18 protein-coding genes and 1 tRNA gene are annotated in these 17,182 nt (G+C 63.2%); 10 read left to right on the top strand and 9 right to left on the bottom strand.

Features of this window, described 5'->3' with window-relative positions; translation table 11 throughout:
* From gcl to QTH91_RS03060, 9 genes are all read left to right on the top strand, one after another.
* Nucleotides 1-1,791, top strand: coding sequence for a glyoxylate carboligase (gene gcl, locus QTH91_RS03020; protein ID WP_286658552.1), 1,791 nt, complete (start codon nucleotides 1-3; stop codon nucleotides 1,789-1,791).
* Between the two features lie 52 nt (nucleotides 1,792-1,843).
* Nucleotides 1,844-1,919 (top strand) — tRNA-Gly (locus QTH91_RS03025).
* Nucleotides 1,920-2,107: 188 nt separating this feature from the next.
* A complete protein-coding gene (locus QTH91_RS03030; RefSeq protein WP_286658553.1) occupies nucleotides 2,108-2,527 on the top strand; it encodes a hypothetical protein in 420 nt (139 codons plus the stop codon).
* Nucleotides 2,528-2,731: 204 nt separating this feature from the next.
* Nucleotides 2,732-3,724, top strand: a complete 993-nt coding sequence (locus tag QTH91_RS03035; RefSeq protein ID WP_286658554.1) for a phosphotransferase enzyme family protein — start codon at nucleotides 2,732-2,734, stop codon at nucleotides 3,722-3,724.
* A gap of 132 nt (nucleotides 3,725-3,856) precedes the next feature.
* Nucleotides 3,857-4,219 (top strand): hypothetical protein, encoded by a 363-nt coding sequence (locus QTH91_RS03040; RefSeq protein ID WP_286658555.1) that lies wholly within the window; start codon nucleotides 3,857-3,859, stop codon nucleotides 4,217-4,219.
* A gap of 165 nt (nucleotides 4,220-4,384) precedes the next feature.
* A complete protein-coding gene (locus QTH91_RS03045; protein ID WP_286658556.1) occupies nucleotides 4,385-5,131 on the top strand; it encodes a hypothetical protein in 747 nt (248 codons plus the stop codon).
* 514 nt (nucleotides 5,132-5,645) lie between these two features.
* Nucleotides 5,646-6,032, top strand: coding sequence for a hypothetical protein (locus QTH91_RS03050; protein WP_286658557.1), 387 nt, complete (start codon nucleotides 5,646-5,648; stop codon nucleotides 6,030-6,032).
* 97 nt (nucleotides 6,033-6,129) lie between these two features.
* Nucleotides 6,130-6,486 carry a hypothetical protein gene (locus tag QTH91_RS03055; protein ID WP_286658558.1) on the top strand — a complete coding sequence of 119 codons (357 nt, stop codon included), beginning with the start codon at nucleotides 6,130-6,132 and terminating at the stop codon, nucleotides 6,484-6,486.
* Between the two features lie 50 nt (nucleotides 6,487-6,536).
* Nucleotides 6,537-6,806: a CPCC family cysteine-rich protein gene (locus QTH91_RS03060; protein WP_286658559.1), complete on the top strand. Its 270-nt coding sequence runs from the start codon at nucleotides 6,537-6,539 to the stop codon at nucleotides 6,804-6,806.
* Between the two features lie 47 nt (nucleotides 6,807-6,853).
* On the opposite strand, the gene QTH91_RS03065 is transcribed toward QTH91_RS03060, so the two are convergent.
* From QTH91_RS03065 to oxc, 8 genes are all read right to left on the bottom strand, one after another.
* Nucleotides 6,854-7,075 carry a hypothetical protein gene (locus QTH91_RS03065; protein WP_286658560.1) on the bottom strand — a complete coding sequence of 74 codons (222 nt, stop codon included), beginning with the start codon at nucleotides 7,073-7,075 and terminating at the stop codon, nucleotides 6,854-6,856.
* Between the two features lie 242 nt (nucleotides 7,076-7,317).
* The gene (locus QTH91_RS03070; protein ID WP_286658561.1) at nucleotides 7,318-8,328 is read right to left on the bottom strand and encodes a 2-dehydropantoate 2-reductase; all 1,011 of its coding nucleotides are present in this window, start codon (nucleotides 8,326-8,328) and stop codon (nucleotides 7,318-7,320) included.
* Entirely contained in the window at nucleotides 8,325-9,134 is an 810-nt protein-coding gene (locus tag QTH91_RS03075; protein ID WP_286659592.1) for a fumarylacetoacetate hydrolase family protein, read from the bottom strand. The genes QTH91_RS03070 and QTH91_RS03075 overlap by 4 nt, the downstream gene beginning before the upstream one ends.
* Nucleotides 9,135-9,264: 130 nt before the next feature.
* A complete protein-coding gene (locus QTH91_RS03080) occupies nucleotides 9,265-9,597 on the bottom strand; it encodes an HAD family hydrolase (RefSeq protein WP_286658562.1) in 333 nt (110 codons plus the stop codon).
* 243 nt (nucleotides 9,598-9,840) lie between these two features.
* Nucleotides 9,841-11,088, bottom strand: coding sequence for a formyl-CoA transferase (gene frc / locus QTH91_RS03085; protein WP_286658563.1), 1,248 nt, complete (start codon nucleotides 11,086-11,088; stop codon nucleotides 9,841-9,843).
* Complete coding sequence (locus QTH91_RS03090; RefSeq protein WP_286658564.1) at nucleotides 11,085-11,558, bottom strand: PAS domain-containing protein; 474 nt, start codon at nucleotides 11,556-11,558, stop codon at nucleotides 11,085-11,087. Before QTH91_RS03090 ends, frc (QTH91_RS03085) begins: the two co-directional genes overlap by 4 nt.
* Before the next feature lie 146 nt (nucleotides 11,559-11,704).
* Complete coding sequence (gene frc, locus QTH91_RS03095) at nucleotides 11,705-12,973, bottom strand: formyl-CoA transferase (protein ID WP_286658565.1); 1,269 nt, start codon at nucleotides 12,971-12,973, stop codon at nucleotides 11,705-11,707.
* A gap of 54 nt (nucleotides 12,974-13,027) precedes the next feature.
* On the bottom strand, nucleotides 13,028-14,815 hold the full coding sequence (gene oxc, locus QTH91_RS03100; protein ID WP_286658566.1) for an oxalyl-CoA decarboxylase: 1,788 nt from the start codon (nucleotides 14,813-14,815) through the stop codon (nucleotides 13,028-13,030).
* Nucleotides 14,816-14,967: 152 nt separating this feature from the next.
* Here oxc and QTH91_RS03105 point away from each other — a divergent pair, with 152 nt between their 5' ends.
* Complete coding sequence (locus QTH91_RS03105) at nucleotides 14,968-15,576, top strand: Crp/Fnr family transcriptional regulator (RefSeq protein ID WP_286658567.1); 609 nt, start codon at nucleotides 14,968-14,970, stop codon at nucleotides 15,574-15,576.
* A gap of 18 nt (nucleotides 15,577-15,594) precedes the next feature.
* Here the strand turns inward: QTH91_RS03105 and QTH91_RS03110 are convergent, their stop codons facing one another.
* Nucleotides 15,595-17,154, bottom strand: a complete 1,560-nt coding sequence (locus QTH91_RS03110; RefSeq protein WP_286658568.1) for a choice-of-anchor I family protein — start codon at nucleotides 17,152-17,154, stop codon at nucleotides 15,595-15,597.
* Nucleotides 17,155-17,182 lie beyond the last annotated feature (28 nt).

Genomic DNA, 17,182 nt, shown 5'->3' on the forward strand with positions numbered 1-17,182 from the left:
ATGGCGAAGATGAAAGCCGCAATGGCGGCCGTGCTGGTCATGGAAAAAGAAGGCGTGGCACAAGCCTTTGGCGTGCCGGGTGCGGCGATCAATCCGCTGTATTCGGCGCTGCGGGAGCGCCAGTCGATCGGCCACATCCTGGCGCGCCATGTGGAGGCCGCTTCGCACATGGCCGAGGGCTACACCCGCGCCCGAGCCGGCAACATCGGCGTGTGCATCGGCACCTCGGGCCCCGCGGGCACGGACATGATCACCGGCCTGTATTCGGCGTCTGCGGACTCCATCCCGATCCTGTGCATCACCGGCCAGGCCCCGAGGGCGCGCCTGTACAAGGAAGACTTCCAGGCGGTGGACATCGAATCCATTGCCAAGCCGGTCACCAAGTGGGCCGTGACGGTTCGCGAACCGGCGCAGGTGCCGCGGGCGTTCCAGCAGGCGTTCCACCTGATGCGATCGGGCCGGCCGGGTCCGGTACTCATCGATCTGCCGTTCGACGTGCAGATGGCCGAGATCGAATTCGACATCGACAGCTATGAGCCGCTGCCCGTCTACAAGCCGTCCGCGACGCGCAAGCAGATCGAGAAGGCGCTGGAGATGCTGGCCACCGCCGACAAGCCTGTGATCGTGGCTGGTGGCGGCATCATCAATGCCGACGCGGCCGGCTTGCTGGTGGAGTTTGCCGAACTGACCGGCATTCCCGTCATCCCGACCCTGATGGCCTGGGGTGCGATTCCTGACGATCATCCGCTCATGGCGGGCATGTGCGGCTTGCAGACCAGTCACCGCTACGGCAACGCGACCATGCTGGCCAGCGATTTCGTGCTGGGCATCGGCAATCGCTGGGCCAACCGCCACACCGGCTCGATCGAGGTCTACACCAAGGGCCGCCGCTTCGTGCACGTGGACATCGAGCCCACGCAGATCGGCCGCGTCTTCAATCCGGACCTGGGCATCGTGAGCGACGCCAAGGCCGCGCTCGAACTCTTCGTTCAAGTGGCCGCCGAGATGCGCGCCGACGGCCGCCTGCCGGACTGGGGCGATTGGGCCGGCCGCTGCGCCGAGCGCAAGCGCCTGATGGGCCGCAAGAGCCACTTCACCGAAACGCCGATCAAGCCGATGCGCGTCTACGAGGAGATGAACGCCGCCTTCGGCCGCGACACCACCTACGTGAGCACCATCGGCCTCTCGCAGATTGCCGGCGCGCAGTTCCTGCATGTGTACGGGCCGCGCCAGTGGATCAACTGCGGCCAGGCCGGGCCGCTGGGCTGGACCCTGCCTGCGGCGCTCGGCGTGGTCGCCGCCGACCCGACGCGCACGGTCGTGGGCCTGTCGGGGGACTACGACTTCCAGTTCCTCATCGAGGAGCTGGCGGTCGGTGCGCAGTTCCACCTGCCCTATGTGCACGTCCTGGTGAACAACAGCTATCTGGGTCTGATCCGCCAGTCGCAGCGCAATTTCGACATGGACTACTGCGTGCAACTGGCCTTCGACAACCAGAACGTCGAAGACCCGGTCGTGCGCAACTACGGTGTCGATCACCTGACCGTGGCGCAGGGCCTGGGCTGCAAGGCGCTGCGTGTGACCGACCCCGAGAAGATCGGCGGTGCGCTGGCCGAGGCGCGAGAGATGGCGCAAACCTACCGCGTGCCGGTCGTGGTCGAGGTCATTCTCGAGAAGGTGACCAACATCGCCATGGGCACCGAGATCGACAACGTCAACGAGTTCGAGGCGATCGATTGCAAGCATCCGGAAGGGCGCAAGGGCCTGGAACTGGCCGGTTTGTTGGAGTGATTTGAAATTTCTTGCGGAGCCCGGAAAAAATAGCCTATAATCTGAGGCTCACGCGGGAATAGCTCAGTTGGTAGAGCGCAACCTTGCCAAGGTTGAGGTCGACGGTTCGAGACCGTTTTCCCGCTCCAAATTCGAAGAAGCAAAAGGCCACCCAACCGGGTGGCCTTTTTGTTTTGCGGCGGCCATTCCTTGCAGGCCGCGATGCTCGACATCAATACTGATGGCGGCCCCGAGCGCCTTCCAGTAGGCTCCATCCCGCGCCGATGCCTTGCGCCGAAAGCATCCAGAGCGCGTGGATCATCAGAGGGCTTCAGCAGTGCTTCCGTTACTCACCTCGCTCTTCGCGACCGTCGTGCTGCTCGTGTGGATGGGCTTTTTCATGATGGGCTCGCTGCCGCTCCTGGTGCTCAAGCACGACACCCCGCTGGACGCGCGCTTTATCCGAGGTCTGTTCAACGTCTACTACGTGGCGGTGACGCTGACGGCGAGCGCGGCAGCGCTGAGCTTTGCCTGGACCGGCAATGCTGCCTTTGCCGTGGGCATGGGTTTTGTCGCCACCCTGGCGTTTGCGTTGCGCCGTTGGATCGTCATACCGCGCATGGATGTGCTGCGCGACTCAATCCCGGCGAGCGACGCGTCGATCTTTCAGTTCCGACGACTTCATGTCGTGGGGATGGTCCTGAACGTGACGCAACTGGGTACCGTTGCCTGGTCGTTGACCAAGCTGGCCTTGTAGCGTGCCGCGATCATCGAGCCTTGGTTGCATCATGCGACTGGCGGCCATCGATGCGGATCGATGCGCTTGACCCGGCCCCTGCGGCCACCTGTATGGCGCCCGCCGAAAGGTGAGAAGTTCATTGAATGCGTGTGACCTTGGGAGGCACGACGCTGAAATGGAGATTGAGCGATGCCAGATTTCCCCCTACATGACCCCGCTCTCGTGCCTACTCACACCACCGCGGCAACATCCTCCATCGCACACTGGGTAACGCGGCACCATGACATTCCGGTGCAGCAGTGCCACTTGATTCGCCGCGGCCTGAATGACAACTACGCACTCCGTTCGGTCGACGGAATTCGCTACGTGGCGCGTCTGTACTCCATCCGGCCGCGAGGCGGCTTCAACATCCATTTCGAAGTCTCGCTGCTGACGCATCTGGAGTCCAAAGGCGCAGGCGTCGCAGCGCCGGTGCCGGCGGCGGACGGGCGCGCGCACATCCAACTGCAGTTTCCCGAAGGTCCGCGTGCCCTGGTGCTCTTCCGGCACGCCGAAGGCGTGGTTCCGGATACGCTGGAGGAAATCGACCTGACCGGCCGTGCGCTGGCCCACATCCACGAGTCGGCACTCGACTACGCAGGCCCACCAAGCCGCTACACGCTGGACGGCCACCACTTGGCCGGCCGGACCATGGGCTACTTGGCGGCGTACCCGGAAATAGGCACAAAGTTGCTGGAAACGTACCGCAACTTGGTGCACCGTCTGTTTGAAGAGCTGGCCGCGGCAGAGGGTGGGCTGACGCGCGTGGTCTGCCACGGCGACACGCATGGCTTCAACAACCACGTGTACACAGACGCCGCCGGTAAAAGGAAGACCGTGTTCTTCGACTTCGACGACGCTGGCCCCGGCTTCTTGGCCTACGACCTGAGCGTGCTGCCTTGGTCGTACTTGTTTCGCAAAGGCCTCAAGGAACCCGACGATGTGCTGCGGGAGCGCTGGATGCACTACCTACGCGGGTACCGTGCGGGCGGGGGCGAGGTGAGCGAGGGTGACTTGGCGGCATTGCCGCTGTTCTTGCAACTTCGGCACCTATGGAACCTTGGTGAAGCAGCCGGGAGGCTTCACCACTGGGGCACGAATTCGGTGCCAGTGGATTGGCTGCAGAAGCAAGTGGAGGTATTCGAGGCGTGGAAAGGGCTGGACCTGCGCGTGTGATGGCATCGCTTTGCATCAGCCGCCTCGCGGCAGGAACGAAGCTCAGCGTCCACGCCCGCCAACTTGAGGTTTGCTGTGGGCCCAAGCGACGCGGCCGGAGTGGCAGAGTTCGGCCAAGAGCGGATGCTCCTCATGAGTGCGGAGTTCCAGTTGGAAGGGTTGAAGAGAAACTTCAGCCACATACTTCGCGATAGGAGATTTCTTGTGAGCCTTGCTCGGTTTTCAGTTTTGGTTTTCTCGCTGATGCTCTTCGGGTGCAGTGATTCAACCGTGGAGGTGCGCATCACGCCTGACGTGTATCAAGTGGGCAGCGTCAAATCTCCGCTCGCAACACCTGCAGTTGACGAGGTGGTGCGCATGAATCCGCAAAGGGTATTGATGGTGATGTGCCGTAGCACGCCGCCAGCCAAGATCATTCAGTTCGAGAGAGAACTAAGGGCCAAGAACCAAGCCATCTTGCAGGGGACGCATATGGACGAAGGTTGCCCTGCATAGGCGCCTTCCGGCCAGGAGCGGACCTTTGTTGTTGGGGCCCCACTGAGCGGACCTTCGTGTGTGCGCACTAACGAACTGCCGAACAAGAATTGACAAGCAGATCGCAACCGCACGACAGAGGGACACATTACAGCCAATCGGTCATTCGGGGCCCGTCCGATACTCTTGAGCGCCTTCAGCGCAATCCTGCTCGCCTGGTCGATAGTTGCATTTGCGACCGGCCACGTCTACGTGCAGTACTGGCGCGCGCCGCCGCTGCACTTCAGCGAGTGGTCAGCTTTTGGCTTTGGTGTCGCGATCGCGATGTTGGCGACCAGCCTGATGGTCCGAATATTCGACGATAAGGCGCTCGCTCGATCCATCTCAAACGGCATGCTGGTCGCTTCATCGTTGGTCGCATTGGCATCGTTGTGCGTTCGATCCGGACTGTTCTCGGCCACGTCTGTGCTTGGCAATAGCTTCGCGGGAGTTGTGGATGACGCTGCGCTCGCACGGTGCTTCGTTCGACCTGCGCTCGCTGACTTTGCGGTGGCCAGCTTGCCAGGTGTGTACCAGTGGCTTAAGTATTCCTGCGTCTGCCTTCTCGTCTTAGCTGTCATGGTTGGAGTGCTGGGCGCCACCAAGTCAACGCTGACTCGTTACCCTCGAACTTCGCTGGTCTTGATGATCGGCTTCGCTTCCCCGTTCTTGGCTTGGTTGTCTCTCGAAGCAACGGCGTACCTTTTTGGCGAGAGGCTGTCTGACATCAAGAAATTTCCCGTATGGCGAGCGCGCGCGTCCTTGACGGCTTCGATGCTTATCGTGCTCGCTGCACTGTGGTTCTTCTTTGCGCTGAGCCTGCTCGTCGCGACGCTTCGGTCTCTTGGGGTTGAGGTTGCCTGGAGGAGCAGCCAGCGCGGGACTTCTCAATGACTCATCATCTGATGTGCCAGAAGCCTCTTTTCGGCCAAGAGCGGACTATCGGTTCGGTCAGAATCAATGGCTGATTGAACGCTTTCAAGAGGGTCAGATGGTGCCTACCCCAACGGAGCCCGTGTCACAAATAGTCTTCCTTGCCGACTATCTCCAGGTCGTTTTCCAGGGCGAACGCTTTAGCTTCTATGGCCCAGTTGAAGTCGAAATTGACGGCAGCATGTTGACGCAAGGTAGCCCGGGTTTCTGTGACGTTCTGGTTGGCCTCATTGGCGAACGGGCAACCTCTGTCGTTGTTGGCGATGACGGGGAACTAGCGATTGCCTTCAGAGGCGGGGCTGGACTGACGGCTCGACCAGGTCCGTCTGAGGTTGGGCCCGAAGCCTGGCAGTTCAATGGTCTAGGGGGCCAGATCGTTGGCGGTGCGCGTTGAGCAGAATGCTGCAACCGGCCATAAGCGGTCCCACGCCGTAGGGGCTCCACATCGCAAGAATCAACGCCTCAGAGAATCAAAATGCGCGTCTTCCAGGTGCTCCTCGTAATTGCAGCTCTCGCCGGGCTCGCATCCGGCCCTTGGGCACTCGATGCTGCCGCGGCCAGCAATCCGCCGCTCCACTGGCCAGACATTTCGCTGATATTCGTGGGCAGCGCTGTCAGCCTCCCGCTGGTTCTCGGACTCCAAGCGGCTTTGGGGAACGGCAAGGCCGTCCGTGTGGGTTGGCACTTCTTTCTACTGGGCGCGGTCAATTTGTTCGCAACTGGAATCTCGACTGCGGGGGTGGCGCTCGCGAGCCTCGGGATTTCGCCGCATTCGCTGCTATTTCTCGCCATGGGCGCCGGACTTCTGCTTGGTGTCGTGGGGAGCAGACTGCTCTTCGCCTCAAAATTTGCAGCGGCCTAGCGCGGCCAGGTATCGGCCAGGAGCGGACGGTCAGTAGTGACGCAGAATCCGACCGTAAGTGGCCTGCCCTGTACATCAACTGAGGTACCGTCAGACAATGAATTCGACCGACGCAAATCGTTCGTTGACCACCGCTGAGCGCGCGCTCGCCCGGTGGATGCTTGAGAACGGCCCGCCGGAGGCACGGGCATTTCTTGAGCAACTCAATGAGGCAGAGGTCACACCGTGGCGATGCCCGTGCGGCTGCGCAAGCATCAATTTCCAAATCAAGGGTCGTCCTGCAACGCCTCCGGGCGTGCATATTCTTGGCGACTATCTATGCGGTCCTTTGGATGCACCAGCCGGCGCTTTCATCTTTGAAAGCGGAGGAGTACTCGGCGGGATTGAGGTGTATTCGCTCGGCAGCGATGCACCTTCAGCGCTTCCCCGTCCCCCACTGCGGCCGTTTGGCTAAGGCGGCTGGCGGGCCAGAAGCTGCCGTTCACCAAGACGCTCCAATGAGATATGAAAAGCGCTAGCCACGTGAGCCCGGAGTCCAACCCTGGTCTGCCATGTCCGTGCTGCTACCACCTCTCCCTTTCCGAGCGAGGCGGTTTCGAGATATGCCCGATATGCTTCTGGGAAGATGATGGGCAAGATGCCGCTGATGTTCGAGGGGGCCCAAACGGCACCCTGAGCCTGTCACAAGCGCGGGCGAACTATCAAGCGTTTGGAGCCAGTGACATGTGGGCCCGCCAGTATGTGCGGCCGCCCCACGCGCACGAGTTACCCTGACGGCTCGCGGCCACAAGCGGAAGTAGCCAGCCAAGCAGTCCCGCGAACTACTGGTCGATGTGAAAGATAGAGCGCCAGTTGACGACGAAGTGCGCAACGATACCTCCGAGGCCGAGCAATATGGCTGTCGCCACAATCCAGTACCCTGCCTTCGGAAAGCCGCCGAAACCAAGAACGGCGCCAAGTATCGCGACCAAGAAGGCGTAGGCTGCTAGACGGGCGCCGTTTTCATCCTTGGACGGAAATAGGTGCGAGAGCATTTGACGCATTGCGACGTCAGTGTATTTCGGATGCTCCTGTCGCGGTGAACGTCCGCTATTCGCCAAGCCGAACTTCCGCAACGGGCGCACAACAGACGCGAGAGGCCTGCTTCCAATCAGCAGCAGCGCAACGTATTCGATGGCCGCTCGGAATCCGTCGAGCGTTCTCGGGACCGACCTTGAAAACCCAGCAAACAAAAAGCCGAGGCATCACCCCGTGATGCCCCGGCCTTGCGTCTTCGAGAACGTGCTCAGGCCACGGCGCGCAGCCTCACCTGGCCTTGCTCCTCGGCCATCGTGCGCGCCAGCAGCTTGACCAGTGCAAAGACGGTGTCGATGTGCGGCGTGGGCGTGTCGGTCATCCGCGCCAGCTCCACCACCGAGCCGACCAGCGCATCGATCTCGGGCGCGCGGCCGGCCTCGATGTCCTGCAGCATCGAAGTCTTGTGCTTGCCCACTTTCTCGGCACCGGCTATGCGCTTGTCCAGGCTCACCCGGAACTCGATGCCGAGCTTTCCAGCCACCGTCTGCGCTTCGCGCATCATGTTTGCGGCGAGTTCGCGCGAGAGCGGGTATTGGCAGATGTCCACCAGCGTGGAGTGGGTGAGGCTGCTGATGGGGTTGAAGCTCAGATTGCCCCAGAGCTTGAGCCAGATCTCTGCGCGGATGTTGTCGAGCACCGGCGCCTTGAAGCCTGCGCGCACGAAAGCCTCCGACACGCGCTGCACCCGTTCGCTGCTGCTGCCATCCAGCTCGCCCAAGGGGAAGCGCTCGCCCTCGATGTGCTTGACCACGCCCGGCGCAAGCAGTTCCGACGCCGGATAGACCACGCAGCCCAGGATGCGCGCCGGGTCGATGCCGGCCAGCAGCGTGCCCTCCGGGTCCACCGTGCGCACCACCGAGCCTTCCAATGCGCCGCCATGGCGGTTGAAGTACCAGAAGGGGATTCCGTTTTGCATCGGCACGATGACCGTGTCCGGGCCCATCAGCTTGGGCAAGTGCGGCAGCACCTCTTCGACCTGATGCGCCTTCATGGCCAGGATGACCACGTCCTGCACCCCAGCCTCTGCATAGCTTTCGGTCACGCGGATTTCGCGCGCCACCTGTTCGGTGCCGTCGGGATGCAGCAGCCGAAAGCCGTTCTTGCGTATCGCCTCCACATGCCGGGCCCGCACGAGGAAGCTGACTTCCTCGCCGGCCAGCGCGAGCTTCGCGCCGACCAAGCCTCCAATGGCGCCGGCGCCAATCACTGCAATTTTCATGGTGGTTCCAGGTAGTTGATGTCGGTTGCGGCCGGGCCCTGTTCGAGGCCTGCGGGTGCGAATGGGTTGGCGAGGCAGCCGATACCGGCGATCTCCACCTCGACATGGCTCTGCGGCTTCATCGAGCCGACGCCGACGGAGGTGCCGCACAAGATGACGTCGCCGGGCAGCAGCGTCATGTCCATCGAGATCAGGCTGACCAGTTGCGCCACGGAAAAGCGCATGTCGCTGATGGGGTAGTCCTGACGGACATCGCCATTGAGCCGCGTGACCACGCGCAATTGCGCCGGGTCGAGCCCGGTGGCGACGACCGGGCCCATCGGACAGAACGTGTCGAAGCCCTTGGCGCGCACCCATTGGGCGAAGGAGGCGTCGCGGTTGAGGATGTCCGCCACCGTGACGTCGTTGGCGCAGGTGTAGCCGAACACGTGCGACAACGCATCTTCCTCGGCGACGCCGCTGGCGGTCTTGCCGATGACGATGCCAAGCTCGCCTTCGTAAACCACCTTGCCTGCGCATCGCGGCGCGCGTATGGGGGCGCCGTGGGGCAGGTAGCTGTTGGGCGTCTTGAGCAGATACAGGGGTTCTTCGGGTACCGCCAGCGAAAGCTTCTCGCCCAGCGCCTTGAAGTTGTTCCACAGCGCGATGACCTTGCTCGGCCGCGTCGGCGTGAGAGGCTGGACTTCGGCCAGCGCAATGATGGTGCCGCTCGCTTCGCATTCGCCGAACATATCGCCGCGCCATTCGTGGATGGTGTTGCCGGCCAGCACGCCGAAGCCTTCCTGGCCGGCATGCCTGTAGCGCATCCAGTGGCGCACAAGCGCCGGCTTCGCTGGCCGTGCGGTGCGGACGGGCTCCGCGCCGGTAGGCAATGTGGTGGTTTCATCGATGCGCACGCGCTTTGCTCCTTGCAATGAGTGATCGTTCAGGCCGGTGTCACACACCGATCTCGCGGCCCAGCGCCTCGGCCCAGTTGAACCATGCGGGCGAGACCATGGCGCCGGTGCCGTTCAGGCGCTGGCGGTGCTGCGCGGCCTTTTCCGCAATCACGCTGCAGAGAAATTCGGCGTCGTAGGCGCGCAGGAGGTGAGGCTGATGCGTTTCGAGGTACAGGCGCATGCGGGCGTCCGGATCGCTGCGCTCGCGAAGCAGCTCGGCGTAGACATCGCTGCACCAGTGCCAGCGCAGGCCCAGCTCGTTGAAAGCCGCGTTGTAGGCATTGCGGTCCAGTTCGGCGTCGAGGTATTGGGCGGGAAGATCGTTGAGCATGGCCGGGTTCCTTGTGTTGGGCGTGCCGCGGGGTTGGGGGCAAAACTCGCAGCGGTCTGCAACGGCACGGAAGGAATCTTCGAAGGCTTGATCAATAAATAACAGTCAAATGTTCTTATTCAGTTCATCAGTGATCGTTGATGGATCTGGGGCCAAGCCGGTCCATGGGGCACGCACCCCGGCGAGAGACAGGCTTGAGTCAACGTGCCGAGCCAGGGCCGTGCCTGGCCCGGCACGCGCGGATCAGACGACCTTCAGTTCACGCAGGGCGGCGACTTCGTCGGCGCTGTAGCCCAGCTGGCCCAGCACTTCCTCGGTGTGCTCGCCCAGCAGAGGCGAGCGCGTCACCTCGGTCGGGCTGTCGCTCATCTTGATCGGGTTGCCGACGGTGAGGTACTTGCCGCGCGTGGGATGGTCCACCTCGACCAGCGTGCCGCTGGCGCGCAGCGACTCGTCGGCGGCGATTTCCTTCATCGACAGGATGGGACCGCAAGGAATGTCGTACTGGTTCAGGATCTCCATGACCTCGAACTTGTCCTTGGTCATGGTCCATTGCTCGATGCGCTTGAAGATCGGCTTGAGGTGCAGCAAGCGGGCTTGCGGCGTGGCGTAGGCCTCGTCGTCGATCCAGCCTTCCTCACCGATCACCTTGCAGATGGCCGGCCAGACCGCGCCCTGGGTGATGAAGTAGATGTAGGCGTTGGGATCGGTCTCCCAGCCCTTGCATTTGAGGATGGAGCCGGGTTGGCCGCCGCCCGATGCGTTGCCTGCACGCGGCACCGCGTCGCCGAACTTGCCGTCCGGGTACTGCGGATATTCGTGCATGGTCCCGGTGCGCTCCAGGCGCTGCTGGTCGCGCAGCTTGACGCGGCACAGGTTGAGCACCGCATCCTGCATCGGCGCAAGCACCTTCTGTCCGCGGCCGCTGTGCGTGCGCTGGTAGAGCGCCGCCACGATGCCCAGCGCCAGGTGAAGGCCGGTGCCGCTGTCGCCGATCTGGGCGCCGGTGACCATGGGCGGGCCGTCTTCCATGCCGGTGGTGGAGGCGGCGCCGCCGGCGCACTGGGCCACGTTCTCATAGACCTTGCATTCGGCGTACTTGCCAGGACCGAAGCCCTTGACCGATGCGACGATCATCCGCGGATTGAGCTCGTGGATGTGTTCCCACGTGATGCCCATGCGATCGAGCGCGCCGGGTGCGAAGTTCTCTACCAGCACGTCGCAGGTCTTGATCAGGCGGTCCAGCACCTTCTTGCCCTCGGGCTTCTTGGTGTCCAGCGTGATCGACCGCTTGTTGTGGTTGAGCATGGTGAAGTACAGGCTGTCGGCGCCCGGGATGTCGCGCAGTTGCCCACGCGTCGCGTCCCCTTCGCCGGCTCGTTCCACCTTGATGACATCGGCACCGAACCAGGCCAGCAACTGCGTACAGGTCGGTCCGGACTGGACGTGCGTGAAATCGAGGATGCGAACACCCTCCAAAGCCTTGCTCATCGAGCATCTCCTGTGGAATTGATGATCTTTTCGGCTTCCGCGACGCGCGCTCTGAGCTTGCGGTCTTCCTGGAAGCGTTCGGTCTCGTCGCGCACGACGGCGACGATGCCTGTGACCTTGCCGTCGTCGCTCGTCAGCAGCGACACGGTGAATGCGATGGACAGCGTGCGCCCGTCCTTGTGCAGCGCGGGCACCTTCAGCAATGTGGCGCCGTAGCGGGTGATGCCGGTCTCCATCGTCTTGACGTAGCCGTCCCAGTGGCGCTGACGCTGCCGCTCGGGAATGATGAGGTCGAGCGACTTGCCCATGGCATCCGCGCTCGTGAATCCGAAGATGCGCTCGCAGGCACCGTTCCACAGGACGATGTCGCCGCGCGCATCGCAAACGACGATCGCGTCTGCCGCGCCGCGCACCAGTTGTTCGAAATCGATGGCGGTGTTGTTCTTGTTTTCGCCGAGTTCTTCGCTCATGTCGGTCTCCGTGGGGCAAAAAAATGGCCGGTGCGCGAAGACATGCTCGTCCTCGTGACACCGGCCCCATTTCACCTCAATTCACATTCCGGGTTTACCCGCGCGCCGGCCCTGCCGGGCCGCCGGCGGACCCGGCGGAGCAAGGATCAGACGATCTTGCTCTCGTGCATCTTGGCGATCTGTTCCTTGCTGTAGCCCAGTTCGGCCAGCACGTCGTCGGTGTGCTCGCCGAGCAGGGGCGATGCGGTCACTTCGGGCTTGAGGTCCGAGAACTTGATCGGGCTGCCGATCGTGTAGTAGCTGCCGCGCTCCTTGTGCGGCACTTCGACGATGGAGCCGCTCTTGCGCAGCGACTCGTCGTGCAGCAGTTCCTTCATCGACAGCACCGGCGCGCAAGGGATGTCGTACTTGCGGAAGATGTCCACGGCCTCGAACTTCGTCTTGTCCTTGATGAAGTCCTCGATGGTCGCGAAGATCTGCTCGATGTGCGGCTGGCGGGCCTTGGCGGTGGTGTAGTCCGGATCGGTCTTCCACTCGGGCTTGCCCAGTGCGTCGCAGATCGGATCCCACGCGTGGCCCTGCACGGTGAAGTAGATGTACGCGTTGGGATCGGTCTCCCAGCCCTTGCACTTCAGGATCCAGCCCGGCTGGCCGCCGCCGCCGGCGTTGCCGCCGCGCGGCACCACGCCGTCCTTGAAGGCTTCCATCTCGTGCGGGTACTGCGGGTACTCTTCCAGGTAGCCCACCTTGTCCAGGCGCTGCTGGTCGCGCATCTTCACGCGGCACAGGTTGAGCACGGCGTCCTGCATCGAGCAAGCCACCTTCTGGCCCTTGCCGGTCTTCTCGCGGCCGATGATGGCCGTCAGGATGCCGATGGCCAGGTGCATGCCGGTGTTGGAATCACCCAGCGCGGCGGCGGAGATGGTGGGCACCGAGTTCTCGCCCTTCCACCAGCCAGTGGTCGAGGCCGATCCGCCCGCGCATTGCGCCACGTTTTCGTAGACCTTCAGGTCTTCGTAGTGGTGGCCTTCCGAGAAGCCCTTGACCGAGGCGTGGATCAGCTTGGGGTTGAGTTCCTGGATGCGTGCCCACGAGAAGCCCATCCGGTCCAGCGCACCGGGGCCGAAGTTCTCGACCAGCACGTCGGACTCGCGCACCAGCTTCTCCAGCACTTCCTTGCCTTCCTTGGTCTTGGTGTCCAGGGTGATGGAGCGCTTGTTGCTGTTGAGCATGGTGAAGTACAGCGCGTCGACATTGGGGATGTCGCGAAGCTGGCTGCGGGTGACGTCGCCGGCGCCGGGGCGCTCGACCTTGATCACGTCCGCACCGAACCAGGCCAGCAGCTGGGTGCAGGCCGGGCCGGCTTGCACGTGGGTGAAGTCGATGATCTTGATGCCTTCGAGAGGTTTGGTCATGTGCTTATCTCCTGTGTGCGTTCAGTGTCTTTGGATGGAAACGGTGGTGCCTTCTCAGGCGGCCTTCTTCTTGGCCATGGCGGGGTTCAGGCTGGTGATGCGGCCGCTCTCGGTGCCGGCGGTCTCGTCGATCACGGCGTTGATGAGGGTGGGGCGGCCGGACGCGACGGCTTCGGCCAGGCCCTTCTGCAGTTCCTCCGCGGTGGTGGCATGCACGCCCACGCCGCCAAATGCTTCCATCATCTTGTCGTAGCGCGCGGCCTTGACGAACACCGTGGGTGCCACGTCGGCCGTGCCGCTGGGGTTGACGTCCGTGCCGCGATAGATGCCGTTGTTGTTGAACACGACGATGCACACCGGCAGGTTGTAGCGGCAGATGGTTTCCACTTCCATGCCGGAGAAGCCGAAAGCGCTGTCGCCTTCGACCGCGATCACCGGCTTGCCCGTGACCACCGCGGCTGCGACGGCGAAGCCCATGCCGATGCCCATGATCCCCCAGGTGCCGACGTCCAGGCGCTTGCGCGGCTCGTACATGTCGACGATCGAGCGGGCGAAGTCCAGCGTGTTCGCGCCTTCGTTGACGAACATCGCATCGGGACGCGCCTTGATCTGATCGCGGATGACCGACAGCGCGCTGTGGAAGTTCATCGGCGAGGGACGCGCCGCCAACTGCTGCGCCATCTTCGCCAGGTTCTTTTCCTTGCGCTCTGCAATCGCGCCAGTCCATTCGGCCGGCGGCTTGGCCCAGTTGCTGCCCATGCCGGCCAGCAGCGCCGACACGCAAGAGCCGATGTCACCGATGACCGGTGCGGCAATCGCCACGTTGCTGTCGACCTCGGTGGGCGCGATGTCGATCTGGATGAATTGCTTGGGGCCCTTCTCGGCACCCCAGGTCTTGCCCTTGCCATGCGAAAGCAGCCAGTTCAAGCGGGCGCCGACGAGCAGCACCACGTCGGCTTCCTGCAGCACGTAGGAGCGTGCCGCCGAGGCCGACTGTGCATGCGTGTCGGGCAACAGGCCCTTGGCCATCGACATCGGCAGGTAGGGAATGCCCGAGGTTTCGACCAGCGCGCGGATGTCGGCATCCGCCTGGGCGTATGCAGCACCCTTGCCCAGCAGGATGAGCGGGCGCTTGGCGCCCTTGAGCAATTCGAGTGCGCGCTGGATGGAGTCTTGCGCGGGAATCTGGCGCGGAGCGGGGTCCACCACCTTGATCAGCGATTGCTTGCCGGCCAGGGCGTCCATGGTCTGCGAGAACAGCTTGGCCGGCAGGTCGAGGTACACGCCGCCGGGGCGGCCCGAGACTGCCGCGCGGATCGCACGCGCGATGCCGACGCCGATGTCCTGCGCATGCAGCACGCGGAAGGCGGCCTTGCACAGCGGCTTGGCGATGGCCAGCTGGTCCATCTCTTCGTAGTCGCCTTGCTGCAGGTCGACGATCTCGCGCTCGGACGAGCCGGAGATGAGGATCATCGGGAAGCAGTTGGTGGTGGCGTTGGCCAGTGCCGTCAGGCCGTTCAGGAAGCCGGGCGCGGAGACCGTCAGGCAGATGCCTGGCTTTTGCGTCAGGAAACCTGCGGCAGCGGCCGCATTGCCGGCATGCTGCTCATGACGGAAGGAGATCACGCGCATGCCCTGGGCCTGCGCCATGCGGGTCAGGTCGGTGATCGGAATGCCGGGCAGCGCGAAGATGGTGTCGATGTCGTTGAGCTTGAGCGCATCGATGACGAGATGAAAACCGTCCGTGGTCTCGGCCTCGGGCGCATCGCCGGCGATGCTCTTGATGGCGCGAGCGATCGCGGGGTCGATCGTCGCGGGTTGCTGGTCGGTGACGGAAGACATGTCTCTCCTTCTTGCGTATATAGAGGTGGGCTACGCCCGAGCCACGACTATCATTCGCGGGGTGCTTACGAGGCGTTGACCTCGGTCAACTTTCGCGAAAACGATGAGCGCAGCACCCTCGGACAGCTTGCCCAAAGGCCCTTAGAAAAGACATGACGTTGCTGGAAAACCACCCGGAGAAAAACATCATTCGCCTCCAGCTCCGGGAGAATGTGGTCCTCAAGGATCTGAGCGATTCCGAACGCGCCGAGCTCGAAGCCCACCTGACGGTGGTCGACGGCAACAAGGGCGATTTCCTGCTGCTGCAGGGCGTTCGCGACATGACGCAGTACTTCATCCTCGAAGGCATCCTCAAGCGGGTCGTGAGCAACCCGGAGGGCAAGGAGATGATCCTGCGCTTTGCCGACGAGAACGACATGGAAACGAGCTACGCCGCGCTGCGCCTGGGCACGCCCACGCCATACGGCATCGTGTGCGTCACCAAGGCGCGCGTGCTCACGCTGCCGCTGAAGGAATGGATCGCCTTTCTCAACCGGCATCCCGACGCCAAGGAACACTTCGAATACGCGGTGATGAAAGGCATGAGCGAAATCATGGCCCACACCATCACGCTGCACCTGCTGGATGCGCCGGGGCGCGTTCACCGCTTCATGCGCAAGCACCCGGACCTGGCCGACCGCATCCCGCGCAAGGAACTGGCGTCCTACCTCAACCTTTCGGCCGAGACGCTCAGCCGGCTGCGGGCCAAGGGCAAGATCTGAGGCCCGGGCCCTTCGGTTTCACTCGTCGTCGTCGCGGTCCCAGCCGCCACGCTTGAGCTTGACCTCGAAGAGCGAGGTGGTGTCTGACACCTCGTTGGAGGTCGCAACGAAGTAGCGGCCTCGCTGCTTGAAGGCAGTCAGGCCTTCGACCGACAGGTCGCCCTCGCTCACGATCATGTCGAGGTATTGCACGTCGCTCGGGTCGGTGATGTCGAACACCGCCACCGCCGACTTCAACGTGCGCTCCAACCCTACGAAGCACAAAAGGCGTCCCTTGATGCGCAGCAACGCGAGTCCCTCGGGCTCTACGCCCTTGTTGTCGCTGCGGCCATCGTCATAGATTCCCAGGCGGATAGCTTCTGCGTCGAGCGTACTGCCGCTGTCATAGACCAGCGTCCCGTCGGCACGGCGGATCGAGATGGAACGCGCGCCGAAAGCCACCAACGCTGCGCCGCGCGCCGAATCCACGTTAGAGAAAGTCAGGCGGCCGAGTTCGCTGCCGTCGGGCACGTATTCGATGCTCGCGTTGCCGGCTGAGCCGCGGCGCTCGTCTTCGGCATCAGCGTCACCGTTGTCGCGCGCGTCGCCTTCGTTGGCCATCACCAGGTAGGTGTCGCCTCGATATTCGTGGGCAGCGATGGCATCGGGCTGATACAAGCCCTTGACCGGAACGCTGCGAAGTTGGATGGAGCCATCCTGGTCGCCGGGATCGATTTCGTTGCCGGGCAGCGAGAAATCCTTCAGGCCTAGGCTGTAGATCTTCTCGAAGCGCTGACTCCGAAGATTGAGCACCGCTACGCCGTTGGCCTCCTGAAGGCCCACGAACGCGTAGCGGCCGTGCTTGTCGACGGCGATGTATTCCGGCTCAGGCCCGTAGGGGCTGTAGCTTGAAGGCTGCGTAGGCAGCGTGCCGATGGCAGGAAAAAGACGCAGCAGCGGGTAGCCCGGGATCGAAGGGTCGATCGGGAGCGTACGCACGTCGCGCCGACGCACATCGATGATGCTCACGCTTCCTACCGGATCATCCGGCGAAACGCCGGCGGCCGTGGGGCGCGGATTGGGCGTGGCCTCATTGGCCACCAGGACCTGCCTTCCGTCGGGCGTGAAGGTAAGCATGTCCGGAAGTGCGCCAACGGTCACCGGCGCGCCGAGCTGGCGGCGGCTTCGGGTGTCGTAGAAGACGACAACACCGGCCTGGGTGCGGTCCAGGGCGTTCTCAATGGCGAAGGCCGCCAGCCCGTCATGGATGGCCACGCTGTTGACCAGCCCGAACTGACTCACGTCGATGTGCGCAACGCGCTGGCCGTTGTCGCGATCGATCACGTCCACACCGAGGACGCCAGCCACCCAAAGGGTGTCGGTGCGTTCGTCGAAGGTCACGATCTCCGACTTTTGTCCTGGCACGCCCGGCTGATGTGCGAATTGCCAGAGGCGCTGCATCTGGACCTCTACCTTCGGTTCGCGGCCGTGGCCGTGGCCGTGGCGGGCCGAAGCCGGCGCCTGCATCAGCGTGAAGCCAGCAAGGGCAATGGTGGCGGCGCGCACAACGGCGCGAAGCGACGAACCGGGTGGGAGCATGGGCGGCACCTTTTGAAAGGGGATTGGA

It is taken from the genome of Variovorax dokdonensis, from assembly GCF_030316895.1.
GTDB lineage: Bacteria > Pseudomonadota > Gammaproteobacteria > Burkholderiales > Burkholderiaceae_C > Variovorax > Variovorax dokdonensis.